The sequence below is a fragment of the Belnapia sp. AC561 genome (assembly GCF_979252845.1).
On record NZ_CEEDBP010000031.1, the window covers coordinates 1 to 23,176 of the forward strand.

Below are 23,176 nucleotides of genomic sequence, written 5' to 3' on the forward strand. Positions count from 1 at the left end.
GGCCGGGGGCGGCGCTCTCGGCCCCGCCGATCCCGGCCGGGGGGCTCGGGCTCTGCGCCTTCGGGCTGGCCTGGCTCTGCCTCTGGCGGACCGGCTGGCGGCTGGCGGGGGTGCCGCTGCTGGTGCTGGGGCTGGGCAGCGCGGCGCTGGACCGGCCGCCGGACATGCTGGTCTCGGGCGATGGCCGGCTGATCGGGATCAGGGCCGGGGACGCGCTCTTCACCCAGCGGCTATCCGGGGCCTCGACGATGACACGGGACAACTGGGCGCGGATCTACGCGGCGCCGGGCAGCGAGGCCCTGCCGCGCCAGGGCGAGGCGGCAGAGGGGGCGATCCACTGCACCGCGGGCGCCTGCCGGGTGAGCCTGGGTGGGGGTGCGCCGCTGGCGGTGCTGTTGCGGGGCGACGTGCCGCGCGAGGCCTATTCCAGCGCCGCCGTGGTGGTCTCGGCCGAGCCGGTGCGGGGGGCCTGCACCGCCCAGGTGGTGGACCGCTTCGCCGTCTGGCGGAACGGGCCGCATGCCATCTGGCTGGACCCGGCCGGGGCGCGGGTGCTCAGCGACCGGGCATTCCGCGGCGACCGGCCCTGGGTGCCGCCGGTGCCGCTGCCGCGCGGCCTGGCTTCCGCCGCCCCGCTGGCGGCGGTGGAATAGCCGGCCTCAGTACTTCCGCAGCAGCCCGACCAGCCGGCCCTGCACCTTGACCCGGTCGGGGCCGAAGATGCGGGTCTCGTAGCGCGGGTTGGCCGCTTCCAGCGCGATGGAATTGCCGCGCCGGCGCAGCCGCTTCAACGTCACCTCGTTCTCATCGACCAGGGCGACGACGATGGCGCCGTTGTCCGCGGTTTCGCCGCGGCGGATGATGACGGTGTCGCCATCCATGATGCCGGCCTCGATCATCGAATCACCGGCGACTTCCAGCGCGTAATGTTCCCCGCTGGCGAGCAGGGCGGCCGGGACCTCGACGCTGCTGCCGCTGTCGCGCAGGGCCTCGATCGCCAGGCCGGCGGCGATGCGGCCATAGAGCGGCAGCTGGACCGCCGCACCCTCGTTCGCCGGGCGGGGGGGACCCGGCAGGTTGGGGGCGAAGCGGCCATGGATGACATTGGGCGCGAAGGCCGCCTCCCGCGTGGTGGCGGCCGTGGCGGGCGCGGGATCGATCGTCCGGCGGGGGGTGATGTTCTCCGGCAGGCGGATGACTTCCAGCGCCCGCGCGCGATGCGCCCGGCGGCGGAGGAAGCCGCGTTCCTCGAGCGCGGTGATGAGCCGGTGAATGCCGGACTTCGACTTGAGCTTCAGGGCGTCCTTCATCTCCTCGAAGGAGGGGGAGAAGCCGGTCGCGCGCAAATGCTTGTCGATGAAGATCAGCAGCTCATGCTGCTTGCGGGTGAGCATCCATCCCTCCGTCGGCGGCCCCCGGCCGCGGCTATACCTTGCGTGATGCCAACGCCTGTTTCGGCGAACAAACCACGAATCGTACAGATGTTCTACGGAAGTTCCAGAATCGGGTCAAGCTTGTCCACAGGAAAACCTCGGATCCCGCGGGACTCGCCTCAGATGCCGAGATCGAGGAGGGAAATCACCGAGACGACGGCACCTTCCGGCAGCGCCGGGGCGTGGGGCGCGCGGAGGATCAGCGCCTCCGCCCGCGCCAGGGTCTTCATCATGGAACTGTCCTGCACCGCGAAGGGCGTGGCGACGGGGACGCCGTCGGGGCCCGGCCGCAGGGTGGCGCGGAGATGGTCGAAGCGGCCGTCGTTCTCCGGCAGCGCGGCGCCGGCCAGGGCGCGGAGCGTCCGCGGCGGATCGCCGGGCAGGCCGGAGAGGCGGTCCAGCGCCGGCAGCAGGAACAGCACGCTGCAGACCATGGCGGAGACGGGATTGCCGGGCAGGCCGAGCACCGGGGTCGGGCCGAGCCGTCCCCAGATCAGCGGCTTGCCGGGCCGCATGGCGATCTTCCAGAAGTCGAGCGCGAAGCCTTGCGGGCCGAGGGCGCTCTGCACCAGGTCGTGGTCGCCGACGCTGGCGCCACCGGTGGTGACCAGCAGGTCGCAGGCGCGGGCGGCGACGGCGGCCTCGGCGATCGCCTGGCTGTCATCCGGGGCGATGGGCAGGACCAGCGGCTCGCCGCCGCCGGCGCGGACCAGGGCGGCCAGGGCATGGGCGTTGCTGCTGACGATGCCGCCGGCCGGAATGGGATCGCCGGGCAGGGCGATCTCGTCGCCGGTCGCCAGGATGCCGATCCGCGGGGCGCGATGCACCGCCAGCCAGGGGGTATTGGCCGCAGCAGCGAGGCCGATGTCGCGGGCGGTCAGGCGGCGGCCGGCGGGCAGCAGTTCCTCCCCGGCGGCGAAGTCGAGGCCCTGGCGGCGGACCCAGCGGCCGGGACGGACGGCTTCGTTCACCCGGACGCGGCCGGGGGAGGTCCCACCATCCTCCACCCTGGCATCTTCCTGCAGCAGGATGGCGTCCGCCCCGGCGGGGATGAAGCCGCCGGTGAAGATGCGGACCGCCTCGCCCGGGCCGACCCGGCCGGCGAAGGGGTGCCCGGCCGGGGCGGTGCCGGTGACGGCGAGGCTGGCGCCGAGCATCGCATCGGCGGCGCGGACCGCGTAGCCATCCATGGCGGAGACATCGGCCGGCGGCTGGGTGAGGCGGGCCATGACCGGGCGGGCGAGGACGCGGCCCCAGCCGGCCGGCAGCGGGACGGTCTCGGCCGGGGTGGCGGTGAGGGCGCCGAGGATGCGGGCCCGGGCTTCCTCGACCGATAGCATCAGGCTGCCTCGTAAGTCCCGGATTTGCCGCCGGATTTATGGGAGAGACGGACGTCCTTGATCCGCATGCCGCGGTCGATCGCCTTGCACATGTCGTAGATGGTCAGCGCCGCGACGGTGACGGCGGTCAGCGCCTCCATCTCGACGCCGGTGCGGCCGGTCAGGCTGACCGTCGCCTCGATCTCGACTGCGCCGGGTGGGGCGGGGGTGAGCTCGACCGCGACCTTCGAGAGCATCAGCGGGTGGCAGAGCGGGATCAGGTCGCTGGTGCGCTTGGCCGCCATGATGCCGGCGATGCGGGCGATGCCGAGGACATCGCCCTTGCCGATGCGGCCTTGCAGGATGCGCTCGAGCGTCGCCGGGGCCATGGCGATGCGGCCGCGCGCCACGGCGATGCGCGAGGTCTCGGCCTTGCCGGCGACATCCACCATGGCGGCCTGCCCGGCGGCGTCGAAATGGGTGAGCTCGCCGGTCATGCCAGAGCAAACCCCGGAAGGGGTAAGTTGCTCGCGGCCATCAGAGCGCGTTGACCAGCTCGGCGGCGGCGGCGGCCACGTCCGGCTGCCGCATCAGGCTTTCGCCGACCAGGATGCAGCGGGCGCCGACGGCGGCCATGCGACGGACGTCGTCGGGGGTGCGGATGCCGCTCTCGGCGACCGGGATGCGGTCGGCGGGGACCAGCGGGCAGAGCTCCTCCGAGGTGGCGATGTCGGTCTGCAAGGTCCTGAGATTGCGGTTGTTGATGCCGATCAGCCGGGTCTGCAGGCCGAGCGCCCGGTCGAGCTCGGTGCGGTCGTGCACCTCGGCCAGCACCGCCATGTCGAGGCTGCGGGCGAGATCCTCCAGCTCCTCGGCCTGGCGGTCGGCCAGGGCGGCCATGATCAGCAGGATGCAGTCGGCGCCCATCGCCCGGGCCTCGAAGACCTGCCAGGGATGGACCATGAAGTCCTTGCGCAGCACCGGCAGGGTGCAGGCGGCGCGGGCGGCCTTCAGATGCTCCGTATTGCCCTGGAAATAGGGCGCGTCGGTCAGCACCGAGAGGCAGGTGGCGCCGCCCCTGGCATAGTCCTGGGCCAGGGTCGCCGGCTCGAAGGGGTCGCGGATCAGCCCGCCCGAGGGGGAGGCGCGCTTGATCTCGGCGATGAGGCCGACGCGGCCATCGGCCACGACCTCGCAGAGCGCGGTGACGAAGTCGCGGGGCTTGGCGGCGGCATGGGCCTGGCGCTCGACCTCGGCCAGCGGGGTGGCGGCGGCGCGGGCGCGGACTTCCTCGTACTTGTCGGCCAGGATCCGGGCGAGGGTATCCGGCACGGCATGCTCGGGGATGATGAGGGTGGGGGCGTTCATGGCTTTGCCATCGAAAGAGGGGCCATCGAAAGGGGTGCCATCGAAAGGGGGGCGATCATGCGGCTGTTGCGTCCTTCAGGCGGCCCAGTACGGCAGAAGCGGCCCCGCTGTCGATGGCGCGCGCGGCTTGCGCCGCACCCTCCCGCAGGTCCCGCGTGCGCCCGGCGACGACAAGGGCGGCGGCGGCATTGAGCAGGACGATGTCGCGGTAGGGGCCGGGGGCACCGGCGAGTAACGCCGTGAGGGCCTGGGCGTTCTCCGCCGGCTCGCCGCCGCGGATGGCCTCGGGCGGGGCGCGTTCCAGCCCGGCATCCTCGGGCGCGATGGTGAATTCGCGGAGGCTGCCGGCCTCCAGCGCCACGACCTGGGTCTCGCCCGAGAGGGCGATCTCGTCGAGCCCCTGGCCATGCACCACCCAGGCGGCCTCGGTGCCGAGGCGCAGCAGCGTCTCCGCCATGGGACGGAGCCAGGCGGCGGCATAGGCGCCGGTGAGCTGGCGCCTGACCCGGGCCGGATTGGCCAGGGGGCCGAGCAGGTTGAAGATGGTGCGGGTGCCGAGCTCGACCCGCGGGCCGGCGGCATGGCGCAGCGCGGCATGGTGGCGGGGCGCCATGAGGAAGACCATGCCGGCCTGGGCCAGCACCGCCTCCAGCCGGTCCAGCGGCACGTCGAGGTTGATGCCGAGGGCGGCCAGCGCATCGGCGGCGCCGGATTTCGAGGAGAGCGCGCGGTTGCCGTGCTTGGCGACCGGCACGCCGCAGCCGGCGACGACCAGGGCGGTGGTGGTGGAGATGTTCAGGCTGCCGGAGGAATCGCCGCCGGTGCCGACGATGTCGATGGCGCCGGGCGGCGCCTCGATCGCCTGCATGCGGGACCGCATGGCGCGGACGGCGCCGGTCAGCTCGGGCACCGTCTCACCGCGCACCCGCATGGCCATGAGAAGGCCGGCAATCTGGGCCGGCGTCGCCTCGCCGGCCATGATGATGCCGAAGGCGGCTTCGGCCTCGCTCTCCCCCAGGGTCTCGCCGGTGGCGAGGCGGGCGAGGACCGGCTTCAGCGTGTTCACGCCCGGATCTTCTTCACGCTGGCACCTTGGCCTTCGCCAGGGTCAGGAAGTTCCGCAGCAGATCATGGCCATGCTGGCTGGCGATGCTTTCCGGGTGGAACTGCACGCCCCAGATCGGCAGGTCGCGGTGGGCGAGGCCCATGATCAGCCCGTCCTCGGTCCAGGCGGTGGCTTCCAGCTCGGGCGGCAGATCCTCCCGCCGCACCACCAGCGAATGGTAGCGGGTGGCGCGGAAGGGGTTCGGCAGGCCGGCGAAGACATCGCTGTCGCGGTGATGGACGTCCCAGACCTTGCCATGCACCGGGACGGGCGCGCGGACGACGGTGCCGCCGAAGGCTTGGCCGATGGCTTGGTGGCCGAGGCAGACGCCGAGCAGCGGGACGCCGGCCGAGGCGGCGGCGCCGATCAGCGGCAGGCAGATGCCGGCCTCGTTCGGGGTGCAGGGGCCGGGCGAGAGCAGGATCGCCTCCGGCTGCATCGCCAGGGCCTCCTGGCTGGTCAGCTCGTCGTTGCGCCGGACCTCGATCTCCACTCCAAGGTCGCCCAGGAAGTGATAGAGATTGAAGGTAAAGCTGTCGTAGTTGTCGATCAGCAGGATCATGGTTTGCGACTCTCATCCTGGACCATTGCCGGGTCAAGCGAGCCCGGCGCCGGTGGGGGGGCGGCGGGCGCGGCGGCGACAGGCCGGGGCGGCGGGGCTGAGGGTCCGCTGATCACGTCGAAGTCGAAATCGCTGCGTTGCATGAGGGCCTCCTGGGCTTGGGGGCCGTCACCGGGCTGGCAGGGGTCGTGGGAGAGGTCCAGGAACACGAAAGCCGCCAGCGGGTGGCGGCTTCGGGGGTCTGCGATGGGTACGCTGATCCTAGGCCGCCGGTATGTACCAGCTATACCAAAATCGAGCGGCGGGGATGGTGTTCCTGACCATGGATGGAGACTAGGCATGACCATCCCCGCAAGACAAGTCCCCTAGAAGCCGTAGAGGCGCGCCGGATTGTCGACCAGGATGGCCTGGCGCTGGGCCTCGGCCGGGGCCCATTCGGCGAGCAGGTCCATCAGATGGCCGTCGTCCGGCACTTCCTCCGGCGTCATCAGGGAGGGATGCGGCCAGTCGGTGCCCCAGACGCAGCGATCGGGCGCGGCGGCGATCATGGCGCGGGCCATGCCGGCGACATCGGCATAGGGGTGGCCGGTGGAGGAGCGGTAGCCGCAGAGCTTGGCCCAGGCACCGCCCTCCAGCAGGCGGAGCAGCGCCTTGAATCCCGCATTATCAACGCCTCCCTCGGCGGTCTTCACACCGCCCATGTGATCGATGACCACCGGGCAGGGCAGCCGGGCGAGGATGGATTCCAGCGCCACCATCTCGGCCGAATGGGCATAGAGCTGCAGGTGCCAGCCGAGGCTGGCAAGGCGCTCGCCGAGCGCCTCGAGCTGCTCGAGCGGGGTGCCGTTGCCGCTGACCGCGTTGAAGCGGACGCCGCAGGCGCCCTGCGCGCCCATCGCTTCGAGCGCGGCGAGGTCGAAGCTGTCGTCCACCACCACCACGGCGCGGGCGCGGTCGCGGCCGAGGGCGGCGACGGCATCGAGCGTCACTGCATTGTCGGTGCCGTAGACGCTGGGCTGGACGATGACGGTGCGGCTCACGCCGATGGCGGCGCACATTGCCCGGTAGGCGGCGATGGAGGCCTCGGGCGGCGTATAGCCGCGGCCGGGCGAGAGCGGGTAGCGGTCATAGGGGCCGAAGATATGCATGTGGCAGTCGGTGCTGCCGGCGGGCGGCTGCCATTGCGGCTTGCTGGTCACGGCGCGGGCGCCGGGGCAGGGGCGGGTCATGGATCGGTCCTCCGTTTCGCGGCATCGGGCAATGCCACGGCGGCGGAGTCAACCGGCGGCCGGCTCCAGCGCCGCCTGCCAGGCGGGCAGGGCAGGCAGCGAGGGCTCGGTCCAGCCGAGCTGGCGCAGGGTGATGCGGGCGGCGGCGCGGCCGTGGCGATCGGCGGCGGGGGTGAACTCGGCGGGCGGCAGGCCGGCGCGGACGGCCTCGGCCAGCCGGGCCTTCTCGGCCTGCAGCTCGGGCAGGCCGAAGGCGGTGAGCAGGGACTGGAAGGCGGCGTGGCGGGCGGGATCGAAGGGACGCGGCGCCTCCAGCGCATCCCGCAGCGGATGGGCGGGAAAGAGGTCCAGGCAGGAGACCCAGCCTTCCGGCAGCGGCCGGGTCGCCCCATGGGAGCGGCGGGCGCGCAGCAGGCCGGGCAGCAGATGGGTATGCGGGCCGATGGGCGATTTGCCGTCCGGCGGCGGAATCGGCTGATAGACCTCGATCCGGGCGAGGCGGGAGAGGAAGACCCGGTGCGGCGAGGCGGCGAGGATCGCCGGGCCGGCCGGGTTGCCCGCGCTGAACAGCGGCTGGCCCTGGCCCCGGCGCAGGGCGGCGAGCAGGGTGGGATCGGCGGTGCGGACGCAGGCGCGGCAATGGGCGAAGCCGACGCCCATGTCGAAGAGGATGGCCGCGCGGTCGGCAGGGCGCAGCGCCGCGGCATCGGGGCCGAGCTCGGTGACGGTCTCGGCGCCGCCGATCGCCGCGGCGGCTTCCGGCAGGCAGAGCCCGGCGCCCTGGCGCCAGAGGCCGGCGGCGGGGGAGGGTTCCTCCCAGGCGATGAGGCGGAGCGCCGGGTGGTCGAAGCGGATGGCGATGCCGCCGCGGGCGGTGACGCGACGGAAGCCGTCGTCGGCATCCGCGGCTTCCATCGCCTCATCCGCGTCGCGGCAGAACTCGCCGAGCGCGCCCAGGACGCCGACTCCCCAGCCGGTCTCGGGGTCGGCAAGGGCAGCGCGGAGGGCGGCGATGGGGCTCATGCGCCGAGCCTGCGGTGGACGGGCGCGGCCGTCAATCCGCAGGCGGAGCGTTCAGCGCCGCCCGGCGGCGAAGCGGACCGCTTCCTCCGCCGCGCGGAACAGGGCGCGGGCCTTCTGGTGGGTCTCCTCGTATTCCGCCACCGGGTCGCTGTCGGCCACCACGCCGGCGCCGGCCTGGACGTACATGACGCCATCCTTCACCAGGGCGGTGCGCAGGCCGATGCAGGTATCCATGCCGCCATCGGCGCCGAAATAGCCGAAGCCGCCGGCATAGGGGCCGCGGCGGGAAGGCTCCAGCTCCTCGATGATGGCCATGGCGCGGACCTTGGGGGCGCCGGTCAGGGTCCCGGCGGGAAAGCCGCCGGCCAGGGCCTCCAGCGCCGAAAGGCCGGGGCGGAGGCGGCCGCGGACCTCGGAGCCGATATGCATCACCTGGGAATAGCGCTCGACCTGGAACTGGCTGGTGACCTGGACGCTGCCGATGGCCGAGACGCGGCCGACGTCGTTGCGGCCGAGGTCGAGCAGCATGAGGTGCTCGGCGCGCTCCTTCGGATCGGCCAGCAGCTCAGCCTCCAGCGCCTTGTCCTCCTCGGGCGTCGCGCCGCGGCGGCGGGTGCCGGCGAGCGGGCGGATGGTGACCTCGCCGTCGCGCAGGCGCACGAGGATTTCCGGCGAGGCGCCGACCGCGGCAAACCCGGAAAAATCGAAGAAGAAGAGGAAGGGCGCCGGGTTGATGCGGCGCAGCGCGCGATACAGGGCGAAAGGCGGCAGGGCGAAGGGGGCGGAGAAGCGCTGGCTGGGGACGATCTGGAAGCAGTCGCCGGCGCGGATGTATTCCTTGGCCGTCTCCACCGCGGCGATGAAGCCCTCCCGCGTGAAGTTGCTGGAGGGCTCCGGCGGCTTCGGCAGGCTGACCGGGGCGGCCGGGCGGGGCAGCGGGCGGTCGAGCGCCGCCTCGGCCTCGTCCAGCCGGGCCTGGGCGCCGTCCCAGGCGGCCTGAGGGTCTAGACCGGGGGCGGGCCAGACGGTGGTGAAGAGGCTGAGCGCATCCCGCACATGGTCGAAGACGGCGATCAGCGTCGGGCGCATCAGCACCGCATCCGGCATGCCGAGCACATCCGGCTTCAGCGCCGGCAGCTTCTCCATCAGCCGGACCATGTCGTAGCCGAGGTAGCCGAAGAGGCCCACGGCGATCGGCGGCAGCCCGGCCGGCAGGGTCATCCGCGTCGCGGCCAGGGCGGCGCGGAGGCTGTCGAGGGCATCGCCATCGGCCGGCTCGAAGGCATGCGGCGCGGCCTGGGCGTGGCGGTTGAGCTCGGCGCGGCCGTCGCGGCAGCGCCAGATCAGGTCGGGCTCCATGCCCACGGCGGAGTAGCGGCCGCGGGCGGCGCCGCCTTCGACGCTTTCCAGCAGGAAGCTGTTGGGCTTGCCGGCGGCCAGCTTGAGGAAGACGCCGACCGGCGTATCCAGGTCCGCCACCCGCTCCCGCCACAGCACCTGGCCCTGCCCGGCGGCAAGACCAGCGCTGAAGGCGGCGAAGTCGGGAAGCGGCATCGGAGGGGTTCCTATTCCGGGGGTCAGGGCTGGGCGAGGCTGTCGACCAGGCGGGCATTGATCCGGACATCGGCCCGGGCGCGCAAGGCGGACATGAACTGGATCTCGAGATCCTGGGCCATGGCCTGGCTGGCTTCGCCGCTGATGCGGGCGAGGGCGGCCGGGTCGGCATCCGGGTTGCCGGGGGTGACCTCCAGCAATTGCGCGACCGCATAGCCGTCGCGGGTCTGCGCCATGGTGGGCTCGTTCGGCTTCAACTCGAACAGGGGCGCCAGCAGCTCGGGCGGGACGGTCGGGTTCTGCTGCTGGTCGCGGGTGATGGCGCCGATCTCGCGGAAGCCGAGCCCGGCCTCGCGCGCCGCCTCGGCCAGCGGCTTGCCGCCCTTGACCGCGGCGAGCAGGCCGGCGGCCTTCTCCTCCTGCGCCCGGCGCTTGGCCTCGGCCTGGAAGGCGGCAAGGACCTCGGCCGCGACGCTCTCATAGGGACGCAACGCCGGCGGGCTGATCTCCTTGAGCTCGACTGCGAGGAAGCCGGCCTCGGTCTCGGCCAGCCGGGGGGCGGCGCCGCGCTCGGTGCGGAAGACCGCCTGCAGCAGCGGGGCGCGGGCGGCCTCGATCACCGGCAGGGTGACCGGCTTGCCATCCGGGCCGAGCCCGGCGGCATCGGACTTGAAGCTGGCATAGCCGAGGTTGAAGCGCTGGGCGACCTCGGCCAGGGTGGCGCCGCCGGCGAGCGCATCCTCCACCTTGTTGGCCCGCTCGAAGGCGAGGTCGGCGGCCTTCTCCTGGCGGATGTCGTTGCGGAGCTGGTCGCGGACCTCCTCGAGCGGGCGGGTGGCGCCGGGCTCGATCGTCTCGACCTTGAGGACATGCCAGCCGAAGGGGCTGCGGACCGGGGGCGTCACGCTGCCGGCCGGCGCGGCGAAGGCGGCCTCGGCGAGTTCCGGGACCGGCAGGCCGCCGCGGTCGAGGCTGCCGAGCTCGAGCGCCTGGCCGCCGGCGGCCTCGGCCTGGGCGGTGATGGCGGCGAAATCGGCGCCGGCGGTCCAGGCGGCGGAGATCGCCTGCGCCTTGGCCTCGTCCTGCACCAGAACCTGGGCGAGGCTGCGCTTCTCCGGCGTCTCGAATTGGGCGTGCCGGGCCTCGTAGGCGGCGGTCACCTCGGCGTCGGAGACCTCGACCTCCTGGGCGATCAGCGCGGCGGTCAGCACGGCGATATTGGCGTCCCGGTATTCGGGGGTGGAGAAGCGTTCCGGGTTGTTCTCGTGGTAGCGGCGGAGCTGGGCCTCCTCCGGGCCGGGCGGCTCGGCTGCGGCGGCCAGGGGCAGGCCGACGAGGGTGGCGCTGCGCTGTTCCTGCTGCCACTGCAGCAGCGGCCGAGCCAGGGCCTCGGGCGCCGCGGCGCCGGAGCGGACGGCCAGCGCCAACTGCTGGCGGGCGAGGTCGGCGCGGACCAGGGCGAGGAAGCTGGCCTCGGTCAGGTCGTTGGTGCGGAGGAAATTCTCGAAGACGGGTCGGGAGAACTGCCCGTCCATGCCGCGGAAGCCCTGGATCCCGAAGATGAAGTCGCGCACCGAGGCATCCGGCACGGCGATGCCGAGGCGGGTCGCCTCCGCGCGCAGCACCCGGTCGAGCACGAGCTGTTCCATGGCCTGGTCGGCCACGGCGCGGCGGATGCGCGGGTCGTTCTCGAAGGCGGCGCCGACCTGTCGGGCGAGGCGCTGCATCTCGCGCCGGATGGCCGCCTGGGCCTCCTCCAGCTCGATCGGGTCGCCGCTGACGCGGGCGACGGCATTGTCCCGGCCGAAGTTGCGCACGGTATCGCCGATGCCCCAGAAGGCGAAGGAGGCGATCAGCACGATGAAGAGCAGCTTGGCGACCCAGGTGGAGGCGAGGCGGCGGAATGCGGTGAGCATCGTGATCCGTGCGGCGTTTGTGCGCGGTCCATAGCGGAGCCGCGCCCCGTTGCCAAACGAGGCGGGGCCGGATACCGGATCGGCAGCCAGGAAGGATGATGCCATGACCCCCGGAGTGCGCCCGCTGATCGCCGGCAATTGGAAGATGCATGGAAGCCTGGGCGAGGCCCTGGCGCTGGCCCGGGCGGTGCGCGACGGCGCCGCGCCGGTCACGGCAGAGCTGCTGGTCTGCCCGCCCTTCCCCCATCTCCAGCCGGTGGTGGAGGCGCTGGATGGGTCCGTCGTGGCGACCGGCGGGCAGGATTGCCATGCGGCGGCCAAGGGCGCCCATACCGGCGACGTGGCGGCGGCGATGCTGCGCGACGTGGGGGCGAGCCACGTGATCCTCGGTCATTCCGAGCGCCGGGCGAACCATGGCGAGGATGATGCCGCGGTGCGGGCCAAGGCGGAGGCGGCGCTGGCGGCCGGGCTGGTGCCGGTGGTCTGCGTCGGCGAGAGCGAGGCGCAGCGGCTGGCCGGCGAGGCCGAGCCGGTGGTGACCGGGCAGCTCGACGGCAGCCTGCCGGATGGCTTCGCGGCCGCGGCGGGCGTGGTCGCCTATGAGCCGGTCTGGGCGATCGGCACCGGGCGGACGCCGACCGAGGCGGAGATCGCCGCCATCCACAAGGCGATCCGGGCCAATCTGGTGGCACGTTTCGGCGTGGCCGGCGGGGGGCTGCGGATCCTCTATGGCGGGTCGGTGAAGCCGGGGAATGCCAAGGCGATCCTGGCGCTGCCGGATGTGGATGGCGCGCTGGTCGGCGGCGCCAGCCTGGTCGCGGCGGATTTCCTGGCCATCGCCGCGGGGGCTGCCGCTTCCGCGTGACGCCGCGGCTCATCGGTTCCGAGATCTACCGGCGGTCCACCTATGGGCCGAAGCATCCGCTGGCGATTCCCCGGGTCTCGACCGCGCTCGACCTGATCGGGGCCATGGGCTGGATGCCGGCGGGCGGCTGGATCGAGGCGCCGCGGGCGACACCCGAGGCGCTAACCCGGTTCCACTCGCCGGAATACGTCGCCGCCTTGCTGCGGGCGGAGGCGGCGCAGCAGGCGGACCCCGAGGACCGGGCGCGCTTCCACATCGGCGCGCATGGCAACCCGGTGTACCGGGAGGTCTTCTCCCGCCCCGCGACCAGCGCCGGCGGCTGCATGCTGGCGGCGCGGCTCACGGCGGAGGGCGGGGTGGTCTTCTGCCCCGGCGGCGGCACGCATCACGGCCGGCCCGACCGGGCCAGCGGCTTCTGCTACCTGAACGACCCGGTGCTTGGCCTGCTGGGCTGGCTGGACCAGGGGCTGGACAACATCCTCTACGTCGACATCGACGCGCATCACGGCGACGGCGTGCAGGATGCCTTCCACGACGACCCGCGGGTCTTCACCCTCTCCGTCCATGAGGAGGCGCGCTGGCCCTTCACCGGCGGGGTGGCGGACCGCGCCGGGGGGCAGGCGCGCAACCTGCCGGTGCCGGCCGGCTTCAACGACAGCGAGATGCTCTGGGTGCTGCACCAGGCGATCCTGCCGATTGCCCGGGCGCTGCGGCCGCAGGCGATCATGCTGCAATGCGGCGCCGATGCGCTGGAGGAGGATCCGCTCTCCCGCCTCGCGCTGTCGAACAATGCGCATTGGGGGGTGGTCAGGGCATTGATGGGGCTGGCGCCGCGCTTCGTCGTGCTGGGTGGCGGCGGGTACAATCCCTGGTCGGTCGGGCGCTGCTGGGCCGGGGTCTGGGCGGCGCTCAACGGCATCGAGGTGCCTGAGCGGGCGACACCGGCGGCGGAGGCGGTGCTGCGGGGGCTGAGCTTGGACCGTGCTGCGGGGCGGGCGCCGCCGGAGCATTGGTTCACCACGTTGCGGGATGCGCCAAGGCCGGGAGTGGTAAGGGCGGCGGTGCAGCGGGTGGTGGCGGCTGTCGTGAAGTAAGAACCGGGGAGAAGGTATTCTCCCCGGACCCCTCATCTATTTTTATAAGTTCGCACCGGCCGCGCGGCGGGTCCCAACTCACAAAAAACAATGGAGGGGTTTGGGGAGGAAATGCTTTCCTCCCCAACCTTGCCTTCAATCCAGCCTCGCCCCCGTCGCCCGCACCACATCCCCCCAGACCTGCCGCTCGCTGCTCTCGAAGGCCGCCAGTTCCTCCGGCGTGGTCGGCTCCGGCACGGCGCCCTGCTGGCGGACGACCTCGATGAAGGCCGGGGCCTGCATGGCTTCGTGCACCGCCTGGTTCAGCCGTTCGACCACCGCGGGCGGCGTCTTCGCCGGGGCATAGATCGCCTTCCACAGCCCGGAGGTGAGGTCGACGCCGAACTCCGTCATCAGCGGCGCGCCGGGGATGAGCGGAAGCGGGCGCGGGGCGAGGACGGCGAGGGCGCGGGTGCGGCCGTCGCGCATCATGCTCTCGGCGCCGCCGGCCGGGAGCGGCATACAATCCACCTGGCTCGCCATGATGGCCTGCATCCCCGGCGCCTGGCTGGTGAAGGGGACGTGCAGCATCTCGATCCCCTTGGCGCGGAGGATGCGCTCCATCGCCAGGTGCGGCGTGCTGGCGATGCCCCAGGTGGCATAGGTCAGCTTGCCGGGATCCGCCTTGGCGGCGGCGACCAGCGCCTCGAAGCTGGTGAGCTTCGGCTGGGAGGGGCCGACGACCAGGGCGAAGGGGAATTTCGCCACCAGGCTGATGGGGGCGAAGTCGGTCGCCGGATTGTACTGGAGCTGCTTGTAGGCGAAGGGGTTGATCGCCTGGGTATCGACGATGCCCATCCAGAGGGTATGGCCATCGGGCATGGACCGTGCCGCAGCGGTGGCGCCGACGCTGCCGCCGGCCCCGGCGCGGTTCTCGACCACCACGGTCTGGCCGAGCACCGGGATCAGCGCCTGGGCCATGGCGCGGCTGACGATGTCGTTCAGCCCGCCGGGGGCATAGCCGGAGATGATGCGGAGCGTGCGGTCGGGGAAGGCGAGCGCCGGGCGCGCCAGGGCGGTGGCGGCGGCCGCGCCGAGGAGGGCGCGGCGGGTTGTCCTGATCATGCGGTGTCCCTGTTGATGGGACCGGCGTTTCCCGCGGGCCTAGCCTGGCATGCCGCAACGAAAGCTCAAAGCGGCGGCAGGTCGATGATCGCCCGGGCGAATTCGGCCGGGGCCTCCTGCGGGACGTTGTGGCCGACGCGGGGGATCACCCGGCGCTCGTAGGGGCCGGTGAAGTGGCGGGCATGGCCGGCGGAGGACTCCACCGGGCCGATGCCGTCGCCGCCGCCGTGCAGGCAGATGGTCGGGACCGGGATGGCGGGCCTGGCGGCCAGGGCCGCCTCGATGGGTTCGAGCGCGGGGTCGCCCGCGGCATAGCCGAAGCGGTGGCGGTAGGACTGGATGACGGTCGCCACGTAGTCCGGGTTGTCGAAGGCGGCGGCGCTGGCCTGGAAGGTGGCCTCGTCGAAGTCCCAGTGGGGTGACCAGAGGCGCCAGAGCAGCCGGGCGATGCCCTGGCGATCGGCTTCCAGCCCGGCGCGGCCGCGCTCGGTGTGGAAGTAGTACTGGTACCACCAGCGGTGCTCCTGCTCCGGCGGGCCGGGGCGGGCGGAGCCGGCGATGTCCTGGATGTTGTAGCCGGTGCAGGTGACCAGCCCGGCGGCGCGCTCCGGCCAGAGGGCGGCGAGGATGCAGGCGGCGCGGCCGCCCCAGTCGTAGCCGGCGACCACGGCGCGGGGGATGGCCAGCGCATCCAGCAGGTCCAGCAGGTCCTTGCCGAGCGCGGCCTGCTGGCCGGAGCGGAGGGTGCCAGCGTCGCGGTAGCGGGTCGGGCCATAGCCGCGCAGCCAGGGGATGATGCAGCGCCGGCCCGCCGCGACCAGCGGTGGCACCACCGCGTCGTAGCCCTGCGGCGCATAGGGGAAGCCGTGCAGCAGCACGACGGGGGGGCCATCGGGCGGGCCGTGCTCGGCATAGGCGATGTCGAGGACGGGGGTCTGGACGGTGTGGATCATCCGCCGAGTATGGCCGGGCGTGGCGGGCGGTGCCATGCTGCGGCGATGCTCCGTCGCTCCCTGCTCGGCCTTGCCGGGCTGCTCCTCGCCGCGCCTCCCCTGGCCCATAGGGCCCTGGCGCAGACCGATCCCCAGCCGCGCCTGCCGGAGGAGCCGCTGGCCTTCATCACCCGCGACGGCCGCCGGCACGAGTTCAAGGTCGAGATGGCCCTGGCGATGGAGCATCAGATGGTCGGGCTGATGTTCCGCCCGAGCGTCGGCGCCGCCGAGGGAATGCTGTTCGACTGGGGCGTGCCGCGCGAATCCAGCATGTGGATGCGCAATACCATCACCTCGCTGGACATGATCTTCATTACCGCGGACGGGCATATCCACCGGATCGCCGAGCGGACGGTGCCCTACTCGCTGGCGGCCATCAACAGCGGCGGGCCGGTGCGGGCGACGCTGGAGCTGGCGGCGGGGACGGCGGAGCGTCTGGGGCTGCGGGTCGGCGACCGGGTGATCCAGCGGATCTTCGGGAACGCGCCCTAGACTGTCCCACGCGGCCGCTGCCGACTCCTGGAATGCCTGTCTTGCCGGCTAGAGCCGCCGCGGCGGCGGCAGGCTGCGGCCGGCCAGCGGGATGGGCGTGGCACGATAGGCCTCGAGCCCGCGGCCGCTGCCGGGATTGGCATTGGCCAGGATGGGCGCGCGGTCGGCACCGTTCGAGAGCATGAAGCCGCCGCCGGCCGGACCCGGGCGGGTGACGGGGAGGGAGGGCACCGGCGGCGTGGCGGGCAGCCCCTGTTCCACCGCCCAGGCGCTGGCGACCCGGGCGCGGTAGGGCGCGGCGAATTCCGGGGTCTGCGAATGGTAGGCGCTGGCGGCGGCCATCCAGTCGTTGCGACTGCCCTGCAGCTCGGTCAGGAATCGAGCGGCGTAGCGGGCATTGGCCAGGGGGTCGAAGGCGTCCTCGAGGCTGGCGAAGGCATTGGGGTGGTGGCGCAGGTTCACCTGCATGCAGCCGATGTCGATGGAGCGCACGCCCTGGGCCTGGAGGGCGCGCACGGCGGCAAGAGCTGCCGCCTTGTCCGGGTAGAAGCTGCCGCGGCCCTCGGCATTGATGGTCCAGGGCCAGGGCCGGGTCTCGCCGCTGGCCGGGTCGCGGCGACCGGATTCGACGCGGGCGATGGCGGCCATCAGGCGGGGCGGGAGATTGGCCTCGCGTTCCGCGGTGGCGACGGCGGCGCGGCAGCGCCGGCCGTCGTCCGGCGCGGCGAGGGGCGTGGCCGCCGCCGGGATGGCGAGGAGGAGGCAGGCAAGCAAGGCAGGGCGTGCAGGCATCGCGGTCCTCCCGTGCCCCGCTGCATGCGGGACACGGGGTTCGAGGGCAAGCGGCATGCCAGGGGCGGCAAGCCCGGCCCTCAGGTGGTGGCCCTCAGGCGGTGGCGAGCATGCCGCTGCGGCGGACCCAGCCGCGCGGCACCGGATCGACCGCCGCTTCCGGCCGGCGGTCGCGGCGGGCGGTGTCGACCGTCGCCTGGCTCGGCTCGAAGGCGACGTAGCCGCGGCCCCAGACGGTGCGGATCATCTCGGCCGCGCCGCATTCGGCGAGCTTGCGCCGCAGCTTGCAGACGAAGACGTCGACGATCTTGGAATCCGGCGCGGTGCCGTCGGCGTAGAGGTTGGTCATGAAGCGCTCCTTTGTCAGGAGCACGCCCTTGTGCAGCATCAGGGTCTCGAGGAAGTCGAATTCCCGGGCGGTGAGGTTGACCCGGCGGCCATCGACCGTCGCGGCATGCTGGGCCTGGTCGAGCACCACGTTGCCGCAGACCAGCCGGGCGCAGGCATGGCCGCTGGCGCGGCGGGCGAGGGCCTGGAGCCGGGCCATCAGCACGCGGAGGTGGATCGGGTTGTGCAGCACGTCGTCGGCGCCGGCATGCAGCAGCGCCTCCTCCTCCGCCGGTTGCGGGGTGCGGCCGCAGAGGATGGCGACCGGCACGCTGATGCCGCGGCGGCGCAGGTCGCAGATGGCCGACTGCACGTCGCCGGCCGGGCCATCCATCCGCACCACCAGCGCGTCGTAGGGACCGCTGAGGGCGAGAACGGAGGCCAGATCGTCGAGCCCATCGGCTTCGTCGCAGCGCACCCCGAGGGTGGCGAGGCCGGCCACGAGGATCGCGGGGCTGGTCGAAAGGGAGGCGATGAGGATATGCATGCGCTGCTCCGCCGGTGAGACGTGTGATCAAGAGGCCGGGAGCCCCGGGTGATCACAGGATAGTGTTCAGGATATAGAATACAATTCAATTCGCCTCCTACGTGTATGCGTAACCCGAGGTGTGGCTCTGGCGAAACACCCTGACGAAGGCTTGCTTCGGGCCAAGGCCGGCCATGCGCTTGACGCCGGCCGGGCAGGGCCCTTCTGGAGAGCATCCGCCGGGCTCGCGCGCGGGTTGTGCTCCGGTTCGTTGTAGTTGCGGTCGGATCGCTCGGGCGGGAATCCATCCCGCGCGGCGCCCGGCCCCAGGGTTGAGGAGGCCAGAGATGCTGATCCGTACGCGCCGTGGTTGGGAGATTCCGGAAAGCCAGGTGACTCCCGAGTCGCTGGTCTTCGGCCGCCGGGCGGCCATGAAGGGGGCGATCGCCGCCGGGGTAGCGCTGCCGGGCCTGGCTTCGGCCCAGGGTGCGGGCCAGGGTGGGAGCCCGGGTGCGGCCGATTTCCCGACGCCGGCGCGCAACCCGCGCTTCCCGCCGGGGCGCGAGATCACCTCCGAGCGCGAGGCGACGACCTACAACAACTACTATGAGTTCGGCACCGACAAGGCCATCTCCCGCCCGGCGCAGCGGCTGCCGCTGCGGCCCTGGACGGTGAAGGTGGATGGGCTGGTCGATAGCCCGCGCGAATTCTCCGTCGACGACCTGATCCGCACCATGCCGATGGAGGAGCGGGCCTATCGGCTGCGCTGCGTCGAGGCCTGGTCCATGGTGGTGCCCTGGACCGGCTTCCCGCTCTCGGCGCTGCTGGCCCAGGTCGGGGTGAAGTCCGAGGCGAAGTATGTCCGCTTCGAGACGGCGGCGATCCCGGCGGTGATGCCGGGGCTGCGGCAGTCCTGGTATCCCTGGCCCTATATCGAGGGCTGCACGGTGGCCGAGGCGGGCAACGACCTCTCCTTCATGGTGGTGGGCGCCTATGGCAAGCCGCTGCTGCCGCAGAACGGCGCGCCGCTGCGCATCCACCAGCCCTGGAAATACGGCTTCAAGGCCGGCAAGTCACTGGTGAAGATCAGCCTGGTGGCGGAGCGGCCGAAGACCTTCTGGGAGGCGATCCAGGCGCAGGAATACGGCTTCTGGGCGAATATCAACCCGGAGGTCTCGCATCCGCGCTGGAGCCAGGCGAGCGAGCGGGTGCTCGGCACCGGGGAGCGGGTGCCGACCCGGCTGTTCAACGGCTACGGCGAATTCGTCGCCGACCTCTACACCGGGCTGCAGCGGGAACGGCTCTGGGCCTGACGAACGGGGAAGCGGCGGCGCCGGACCGCGCGCTCCGCTTCGGGCCCAGCCTGCGTGGGCGGGCGATGGCCCGGGCCCTGGCGGCGGCCGATGGCTGGATCGCCACCCCCGAGATCCCGGTGGACTACCGCGGCCCGGCCGGCCCGCCGGCGCGGATCTTCGGGGCCGCGGGGCGCGACCGGCCGGTGCTGGCGAGCCTGCGGGCGGCGGCGGCGCGGCATCCCGGACGGATCGCGGTCGAGGATGCCGGGCGCAGCCTGAGCTTCGCCGGATTGGCGGCGGCGGTGGCACGGTTGGGCGGGCTGCTGGCGGAGGGAACGGGGCCGGTCGGCCTGCTGCTGCCCAATGGCGCCGCCTATCCGGTGGCGGTCTTCGCCTGCCTCGCCGCCGGCCGGCCGGCGGTGCTGCTGGATGCCGGCCATCCGCCGGAGCGGACCACGGCGCTGCTGCGGCTGACCGGGACGCGGCAGGTGGTGGCGCAGGCAGGCGTCGCGGCACCCGGCGCCGCCGTCCTGCCGGTGGAACGGGCCTTCGAGCCCGGGCCGGCGAGGAGCCTCGGCGACGGGCCGCTCGGCCAGGACGCGCCGGCCTTCATCCTCTGCACCTCCGGCAGCACCGGCCGGCCCAAGGCGATCGTCCATAGCCAGCGGACGGTGCTGCACCAGGTGGCGGCGCTGATCGACGGGCTGCACCTGGGGGAGGCGGATCGCTTCCTGGCGGTGACCTCGGGCGCGGCGATCGCCGGGCTGTTCAGCCTGTTCGTCCCGCTGGCGGGCTGCGCCTTCCAGGCGCTGGCGCTGGGCCCCGCGGGGCATCGGCAGTTGCGGGAAGCGCTGCTCGGCCGGCCGGTGACGGTGCTGCGGGCCGCGCCCTCGCTGTTGCGGAGCATCGCGCGGCTGCCGGAGGCGCCGGCGATGCTGGCCGGGCTGCGGGCGATCCGCACCAGCGGGGAGCCGCTGCTGCCGGGCGACGTGGCGCTGCTGGCCGGCTGCCTGCCGCGGGACTGCCTGATCCTCGGCGGCTATGGCGCGACCGAGGCGCCGGGCACCACTTGGTTCGCCCGGCCGGAGGATGCCCAGGACCCGCACCGCATCGCCGCCGGGGTGCTCGACCCCGAGACCGAGGCGATGATCCAGGACGAGCGGGGCGCGCCCTGCCCGCCGGGCGAGGCGGGGGAGCTGGTCATCCGCAGCCGCTTCACCGCGCTCGGCGAATGGCAGGACGGCGGGCTGGTGCCGGGGCGGCTGCAACCCGATCCCGCCGACCCGGCCCGGCGCATCTACCGCACCGGCGACCTGGCGCGGCTGGCGGCGGATGGCAGCTTCCTGGTGCTCGGGCGGCTCGACCGGATGGTGAAGGTCAACGGCCAGCGGGTGGAGCTGGCCGAGGTGGAGACGGTGCTGCGGCAGAGCCCGGAGGTGGCGGAGGCGGCCGTGGTGGCGCGGACGGACGCCGGGCGGGTGCTGCTGCTGGCCTATGTCGTGCCGGCGCCCGGCGCGGCGGAGGGGCTGGCCGAGCGGCTGCGGGCGCGGCTGCGGCAGGCGCTGCCGGGCCCGATGCAGCCGGCCCGGCTGGTGCCGCTGGCGGCGCTGCCGCGGCTGCCCGGCGGCAAGCTGGACGAGGCGGCGCTGCCCGCCGCCTGAAGCGGCGTCAGTCGAGCCGCGCGCCGGAGATCTCGACCAGCCGTGCCCAGCGCGGCGTCTCGGTCCGGATGCGCTCGGCCAGGGCCTCCGGTGCCTCGCTGGTGATGACCTGATAGCCGAGCGGGCGGAGCCGCTCGATGAAGGCCGGTTCGGCGGCCAGGGCGCGGACCGCCTCAGCGAGCCGGGCGATCACCGGCGCCGGGGTGCCGGTGGTGGTCATCACCGCGTTCCAGCTCTGGATATCGAGGTCGCCAAGGCCGAGCGCGGCGAGGTCGGCCATGCCGGGGACTTCCGGCAGGATTGGCACGCGCCGGGCGCTGCTGACCGCGAGCGGCTTGAACTTGCCGGCTTCCACATGCGGCATCAGCGCCGGCATGACGTCGAACATCATGTCGATGGTGCCGGCCAGCAGGTCGTTGATGGCGGGGCCGCCGCCGCGATAGGGCACGTGGGTGATGCGGGCGCCGGTCGCCTGGTTCACCGCGGCGATGGTCAGGTGGCTGGTGGTGCCGGTGCCGGAGGAACCCATGCGGATCTCCTCCGGATGCGCCCGGCCCCAGGCGACGAGGCTGGCGAAGTCGGTCCAGCCGCGCTTCGCGGCGGTCTCGGCATTCACCACGCAGAGCACCGCGCCGGTGGTGATCATGGAAACCGGGGCGAGGTCCTTCTGCGGGTCGAAGGCCATGGCCTTGTAGAGGCTGGGCGCGGCGCAGAGGGTGGTGGCGCTGATGAGCCCGAGGCTGGTGCCGTCGGGGATGGCCTTGGCCAGGGCATCGGCGCCGATGTTGCCGCCGGCGCCGCCGCGATTCTCAACCACGACATTCTGCCCGAGCGCCGGGCCGAGCCTCTCGGCCAGCAGCCGGCCGAGGATGTCGACCGCGCCGCCGGGCGGGAAGGGCACGATCAGCCGGATGGGACGGCCGCCGGCGATGGGCTGGGCCAGGGCCGGGGCGACGGCGGGGGCGCCGAGCAGGGCGGCGGCAAACAGGAATGGGCGGCGTCCTGGCATGGATCGGTCTCCTTGTGCCGGCAGCCTATACGCGGCCGCGGGCCTCGGCGATGACCCGCAGCACTTCGGGGGTGAGGTCGTAGCTGGGCAATTCCTCGACCAGCGCCCAGGCGACGGCGGCGACGTCGTCGCCGGGCCGGGCCTCGCCGCCGGACCGGCGGGCGCAGTAGTCGATGATGGTGTAGTGGTAGCGGACGCCCTGGTCGTCGGTGGTGATGGCATCGATCACGGCGGCGAGGGTCAGGGGGCCGACCTCGAGGCCGGTCTCCTCCATCAGCTCGCGGCGGGCGGCGGCCTCGGCGCGTTCGCCCAGGTGCTGGGCGCCGCCGGGCAATGACCAGCTGCCGATGCGGGGCGCCTTGCCGCGGCGGGCGAGCAGCACCCGCTCGGCCTCCGGCGGGCCGTCGAAGACGATGATGCCGATGCCGACCCAGGGCCGGTCGGGGTATTCGCGGCCGGTCACCGGACGGGGGCGGGCGGCGTTGCGGGGGCCGCGGGCGGCGCTTCGCGTTCCAGCAATTCCTCAAGCCGGGGAATGAAGGCCTTCTCCTTCCAGACGCCGGTCTGATAGGCCCAGCCGGTCCAGCGGGCATTGAGCGTGGCGCCTTCCGCCCCGCCCTCGGCACGCAGCTTGATCCAGAGGTTCTCGCCCTCGCGGCTCGGCCAGACCGTCACCGTCATTCCGTCGGCCAGCGTGAAGCGGGTCTCGCCGAGGGCGGTGCCTTGGACGGTCGCCTCCGGCTTCACGTCGAGGAAGGTGAGGTATTCGAAGCAGCGGGCGACCTCGTCCAGCGCCACCTCGTCGAAGGAGGGCGGGTCCGCGGGGATCAGGATGCGGAGCCTGGCCTCCGGCTCCTCGCCGCGGCCGAGCACCACCTCGGCCTCGTTCACCCGGCGGACCACCACGCGGCGGACGCGGTCCTGGGCGATGTTGGCGATGTCGCGGTCGACCCAGAGCTGCGGGTCGGCATCGACCGCCAGCCGCCCCTCGGCCAGCCAGGCCTGGGCCTCGGCGGGGCGGCGGACATAGATCGTCTCCGGCACGTTGCCCTGGGTGCGGACCCGGCGGCGGCCGATGACCAGCTCGGCGATCGGCAGGTCGCGCGGGCCGAGGATGCGGAGCAGGACGGCGGTGCTGCCGGCCCGCGTCGGGTCGTCGACGCCGAGGCGGTCGAGCTGGCCGGCGTCGGCGGTGCGGGCCTCGATCAGCCGCAGCTCGGTCAGGCCGACCAGCAGCTCGCGCACCTTCTCGGCGCGGACGGGATAGTTGCCGCGGTCGGGCAGCACCCAGGCATCCCCCTGGCGGACCAGCACCAGGGTGGCGTCGGGCTTGCGGACCTCGATCTTCTGGGCCTCGCGCAGCTTCGCGGCGAGGCCTTCGAAGGCCAGCGTCCCGGCGGTGGCCTCGCGCTCGCGCAGGGTGTCGGGCGTCAGCACCAGGGCGGCGCCGACCGAGACGACGGCGGCGCCGCCGAGGATGAGGAGGGTCCGGCGTTCCATGCGGTGGCCC

The 23,176-nt window shown here is 73.1% G+C and carries 22 protein-coding genes and 1 pseudogene; 6 read left to right on the forward strand and 17 right to left on the reverse strand.

The window, feature by feature from the left end; translation table 11 throughout:
* Window positions 1-653 (forward strand): annotated as a pseudogene (locus AC0IW9_RS21660) (ComEC/Rec2 family competence protein); the annotation flags it as partial.
* A gap of 6 nt (window positions 654-659) precedes the next feature.
* On the opposite strand, the gene lexA reads toward AC0IW9_RS21660, so the two are convergent.
* The 10 genes from lexA to AC0IW9_RS21710 form a co-directional block, all read right to left on the reverse strand.
* Window positions 660-1,394, reverse strand: coding sequence for a transcriptional repressor LexA (gene lexA, locus AC0IW9_RS21665; RefSeq protein ID WP_471650385.1), 735 nt, complete (start codon window positions 1,392-1,394; stop codon window positions 660-662).
* A 158-nt stretch (window positions 1,395-1,552) separates the two neighbouring features.
* Window positions 1,553-2,773, reverse strand: coding sequence for a molybdopterin molybdotransferase MoeA (locus tag AC0IW9_RS21670; RefSeq protein ID WP_471650386.1), 1,221 nt, complete (start codon window positions 2,771-2,773; stop codon window positions 1,553-1,555).
* Window positions 2,773-3,249, reverse strand: a complete 477-nt coding sequence (gene moaC, locus AC0IW9_RS21675; RefSeq protein WP_471650387.1) for a cyclic pyranopterin monophosphate synthase MoaC — start codon at window positions 3,247-3,249, stop codon at window positions 2,773-2,775. The genes AC0IW9_RS21670 and moaC overlap by 1 nt, the downstream gene beginning before the upstream one ends.
* Before the next feature lie 40 nt (window positions 3,250-3,289).
* Window positions 3,290-4,120 carry an indole-3-glycerol phosphate synthase TrpC gene (gene trpC / locus AC0IW9_RS21680; protein ID WP_471650388.1) on the reverse strand — a complete coding sequence of 277 codons (831 nt, stop codon included), beginning with the start codon at window positions 4,118-4,120 and terminating at the stop codon, window positions 3,290-3,292.
* A 55-nt stretch (window positions 4,121-4,175) separates the two neighbouring features.
* Window positions 4,176-5,186: an anthranilate phosphoribosyltransferase gene (trpD, locus tag AC0IW9_RS21685; RefSeq protein ID WP_471650389.1), complete on the reverse strand. Its 1,011-nt coding sequence runs from the start codon at window positions 5,184-5,186 to the stop codon at window positions 4,176-4,178.
* A 13-nt stretch (window positions 5,187-5,199) separates the two neighbouring features.
* Entirely contained in the window at window positions 5,200-5,787 is a 588-nt protein-coding gene (locus AC0IW9_RS21690) for an anthranilate synthase component II (RefSeq protein ID WP_471650390.1), read from the reverse strand.
* Between the two features lie 365 nt (window positions 5,788-6,152).
* On the reverse strand, window positions 6,153-7,016 hold the full coding sequence (locus AC0IW9_RS21695) for an amidohydrolase family protein (protein WP_471650391.1): 864 nt from the start codon (window positions 7,014-7,016) through the stop codon (window positions 6,153-6,155).
* Window positions 7,017-7,064: 48 nt separating this feature from the next.
* The gene (locus tag AC0IW9_RS21700; protein WP_471650392.1) at window positions 7,065-8,039 is read right to left on the reverse strand and encodes a DUF6925 family protein; all 975 of its coding nucleotides are present in this window, start codon (window positions 8,037-8,039) and stop codon (window positions 7,065-7,067) included.
* Between the two features lie 51 nt (window positions 8,040-8,090).
* Window positions 8,091-9,593, reverse strand: a complete 1,503-nt coding sequence (gene trpE, locus AC0IW9_RS21705; protein WP_471650393.1) for an anthranilate synthase component I — start codon at window positions 9,591-9,593, stop codon at window positions 8,091-8,093.
* A gap of 23 nt (window positions 9,594-9,616) precedes the next feature.
* Complete coding sequence (locus AC0IW9_RS21710; RefSeq protein WP_471650394.1) at window positions 9,617-11,509, reverse strand: SurA N-terminal domain-containing protein; 1,893 nt, start codon at window positions 11,507-11,509, stop codon at window positions 9,617-9,619.
* Window positions 11,510-11,624: 115 nt separating this feature from the next.
* Here AC0IW9_RS21710 and tpiA point away from each other — a divergent pair, with 115 nt between their 5' ends.
* Window positions 11,625-12,374: a triose-phosphate isomerase gene (gene tpiA, locus AC0IW9_RS21715; protein WP_471650453.1), complete on the forward strand. Its 750-nt coding sequence runs from the start codon at window positions 11,625-11,627 to the stop codon at window positions 12,372-12,374.
* Complete coding sequence (locus tag AC0IW9_RS21720) at window positions 12,371-13,468, forward strand: acetoin utilization protein AcuC (protein WP_471650395.1); 1,098 nt, start codon at window positions 12,371-12,373, stop codon at window positions 13,466-13,468. Before tpiA ends, AC0IW9_RS21720 begins: the two co-directional genes overlap by 4 nt.
* A 135-nt stretch (window positions 13,469-13,603) precedes the next feature.
* Here AC0IW9_RS21720 and AC0IW9_RS21725 read toward each other — a convergent pair whose 3' ends face one another.
* Complete coding sequence (locus tag AC0IW9_RS21725; protein WP_471650396.1) at window positions 13,604-14,572, reverse strand: Bug family tripartite tricarboxylate transporter substrate binding protein; 969 nt, start codon at window positions 14,570-14,572, stop codon at window positions 13,604-13,606.
* A gap of 65 nt (window positions 14,573-14,637) precedes the next feature.
* Window positions 14,638-15,561 (reverse strand): alpha/beta fold hydrolase, encoded by a 924-nt coding sequence (locus tag AC0IW9_RS21730; RefSeq protein ID WP_471650397.1) that lies wholly within the window; start codon window positions 15,559-15,561, stop codon window positions 14,638-14,640.
* Between the two features lie 9 nt (window positions 15,562-15,570).
* Here AC0IW9_RS21730 and AC0IW9_RS21735 point away from each other — a divergent pair, with 9 nt between their 5' ends.
* Window positions 15,571-16,056, forward strand: a complete 486-nt coding sequence (locus tag AC0IW9_RS21735; protein ID WP_471650398.1) for a DUF192 domain-containing protein — start codon at window positions 15,571-15,573, stop codon at window positions 16,054-16,056.
* A gap of 48 nt (window positions 16,057-16,104) precedes the next feature.
* Here the strand turns inward: AC0IW9_RS21735 and AC0IW9_RS21740 are convergent, their stop codons facing one another.
* Together AC0IW9_RS21740 and AC0IW9_RS21745 are read right to left on the reverse strand one after the other, a co-directional pair.
* Window positions 16,105-16,848: a lytic transglycosylase domain-containing protein gene (locus tag AC0IW9_RS21740; RefSeq protein WP_471650399.1), complete on the reverse strand. Its 744-nt coding sequence runs from the start codon at window positions 16,846-16,848 to the stop codon at window positions 16,105-16,107.
* A gap of 94 nt (window positions 16,849-16,942) precedes the next feature.
* Window positions 16,943-17,722 (reverse strand): response regulator transcription factor, encoded by a 780-nt coding sequence (locus tag AC0IW9_RS21745; protein ID WP_471650400.1) that lies wholly within the window; start codon window positions 17,720-17,722, stop codon window positions 16,943-16,945.
* Between the two features lie 326 nt (window positions 17,723-18,048).
* Between AC0IW9_RS21745 and msrP the strand changes: the two genes are divergently transcribed.
* Both msrP and AC0IW9_RS21755 read left to right on the forward strand, forming a co-directional pair.
* Entirely contained in the window at window positions 18,049-19,014 is a 966-nt protein-coding gene (gene msrP / locus AC0IW9_RS21750) for a protein-methionine-sulfoxide reductase catalytic subunit MsrP (protein WP_471650401.1), read from the forward strand.
* Between the two features lie 65 nt (window positions 19,015-19,079).
* Window positions 19,080-20,657: an AMP-binding protein gene (locus AC0IW9_RS21755; RefSeq protein ID WP_471650402.1), complete on the forward strand. Its 1,578-nt coding sequence runs from the start codon at window positions 19,080-19,082 to the stop codon at window positions 20,655-20,657.
* Window positions 20,658-20,664: 7 nt separating this feature from the next.
* Here AC0IW9_RS21755 and AC0IW9_RS21760 read toward each other — a convergent pair whose 3' ends face one another.
* Genes AC0IW9_RS21760 through AC0IW9_RS21770 form a run of 3 tightly spaced genes read right to left on the reverse strand, consistent with a single transcriptional unit; the run spans window position 20,665 to window position 23,166 of the window.
* Complete coding sequence (locus AC0IW9_RS21760) at window positions 20,665-21,666, reverse strand: Bug family tripartite tricarboxylate transporter substrate binding protein (RefSeq protein ID WP_471650403.1); 1,002 nt, start codon at window positions 21,664-21,666, stop codon at window positions 20,665-20,667.
* A gap of 25 nt (window positions 21,667-21,691) precedes the next feature.
* The gene (locus AC0IW9_RS21765; protein WP_471650404.1) at window positions 21,692-22,129 is read right to left on the reverse strand and encodes an NUDIX hydrolase; all 438 of its coding nucleotides are present in this window, start codon (window positions 22,127-22,129) and stop codon (window positions 21,692-21,694) included.
* Entirely contained in the window at window positions 22,126-23,166 is a 1,041-nt protein-coding gene (locus AC0IW9_RS21770) for a DUF4340 domain-containing protein (RefSeq protein ID WP_471650405.1), read from the reverse strand. The genes AC0IW9_RS21765 and AC0IW9_RS21770 overlap by 4 nt, the downstream gene beginning before the upstream one ends.
* Window positions 23,167-23,176: the final 10 nt, after the last annotated feature.

Coding starts and splice junctions, on each gene's coding strand:
- lexA (WP_471650385.1), bottom strand. CDS start 1,394: ATGCTCACCCGCAAGCAGCATGAGCTGCTGATCTTCATCGACAAGCAT.
- AC0IW9_RS21670 (WP_471650386.1), bottom strand. CDS start 2,773: ATGCTATCGGTCGAGGAAGCCCGGGCCCGCATCCTCGGCGCCCTCACC.
- moaC (WP_471650387.1), bottom strand. CDS start 3,249: ATGACCGGCGAGCTCACCCATTTCGACGCCGCCGGGCAGGCCGCCATG.
- trpC (WP_471650388.1), bottom strand. CDS start 4,120: ATGAACGCCCCCACCCTCATCATCCCCGAGCATGCCGTGCCGGATACC.
- AC0IW9_RS21690 (WP_471650390.1), bottom strand. CDS start 5,787: ATGATCCTGCTGATCGACAACTACGACAGCTTTACCTTCAATCTCTAT.
- AC0IW9_RS21695 (WP_471650391.1), bottom strand. CDS start 7,016: ATGACCCGCCCCTGCCCCGGCGCCCGCGCCGTGACCAGCAAGCCGCAA.
- AC0IW9_RS21700 (WP_471650392.1), bottom strand. CDS start 8,039: ATGAGCCCCATCGCCGCCCTCCGCGCTGCCCTTGCCGACCCCGAGACC.
- trpE (WP_471650393.1), bottom strand. CDS start 9,593: ATGCCGCTTCCCGACTTCGCCGCCTTCAGCGCTGGTCTTGCCGCCGGG.
- AC0IW9_RS21710 (WP_471650394.1), bottom strand. CDS start 11,509: ATGCTCACCGCATTCCGCCGCCTCGCCTCCACCTGGGTCGCCAAGCTG.
- AC0IW9_RS21725 (WP_471650396.1), bottom strand. CDS start 14,572: ATGATCAGGACAACCCGCCGCGCCCTCCTCGGCGCGGCCGCCGCCACC.
- AC0IW9_RS21730 (WP_471650397.1), bottom strand. CDS start 15,561: ATGGCACCGCCCGCCACGCCCGGCCATACTCGGCGGATGATCCACACC.
- AC0IW9_RS21735 (WP_471650398.1), top strand. CDS start 15,571: ATGCTCCGTCGCTCCCTGCTCGGCCTTGCCGGGCTGCTCCTCGCCGCG.
- AC0IW9_RS21740 (WP_471650399.1), bottom strand. CDS start 16,848: ATGCCTGCACGCCCTGCCTTGCTTGCCTGCCTCCTCCTCGCCATCCCG.
- AC0IW9_RS21745 (WP_471650400.1), bottom strand. CDS start 17,722: ATGCATATCCTCATCGCCTCCCTTTCGACCAGCCCCGCGATCCTCGTG.
- msrP (WP_471650401.1), top strand. CDS start 18,049: ATGCTGATCCGTACGCGCCGTGGTTGGGAGATTCCGGAAAGCCAGGTG.
- AC0IW9_RS21755 (WP_471650402.1), top strand. CDS start 19,080: ATGGCCCGGGCCCTGGCGGCGGCCGATGGCTGGATCGCCACCCCCGAG.
- AC0IW9_RS21760 (WP_471650403.1), bottom strand. CDS start 21,666: ATGCCAGGACGCCGCCCATTCCTGTTTGCCGCCGCCCTGCTCGGCGCC.
- AC0IW9_RS21770 (WP_471650405.1), bottom strand. CDS start 23,166: ATGGAACGCCGGACCCTCCTCATCCTCGGCGGCGCCGCCGTCGTCTCG.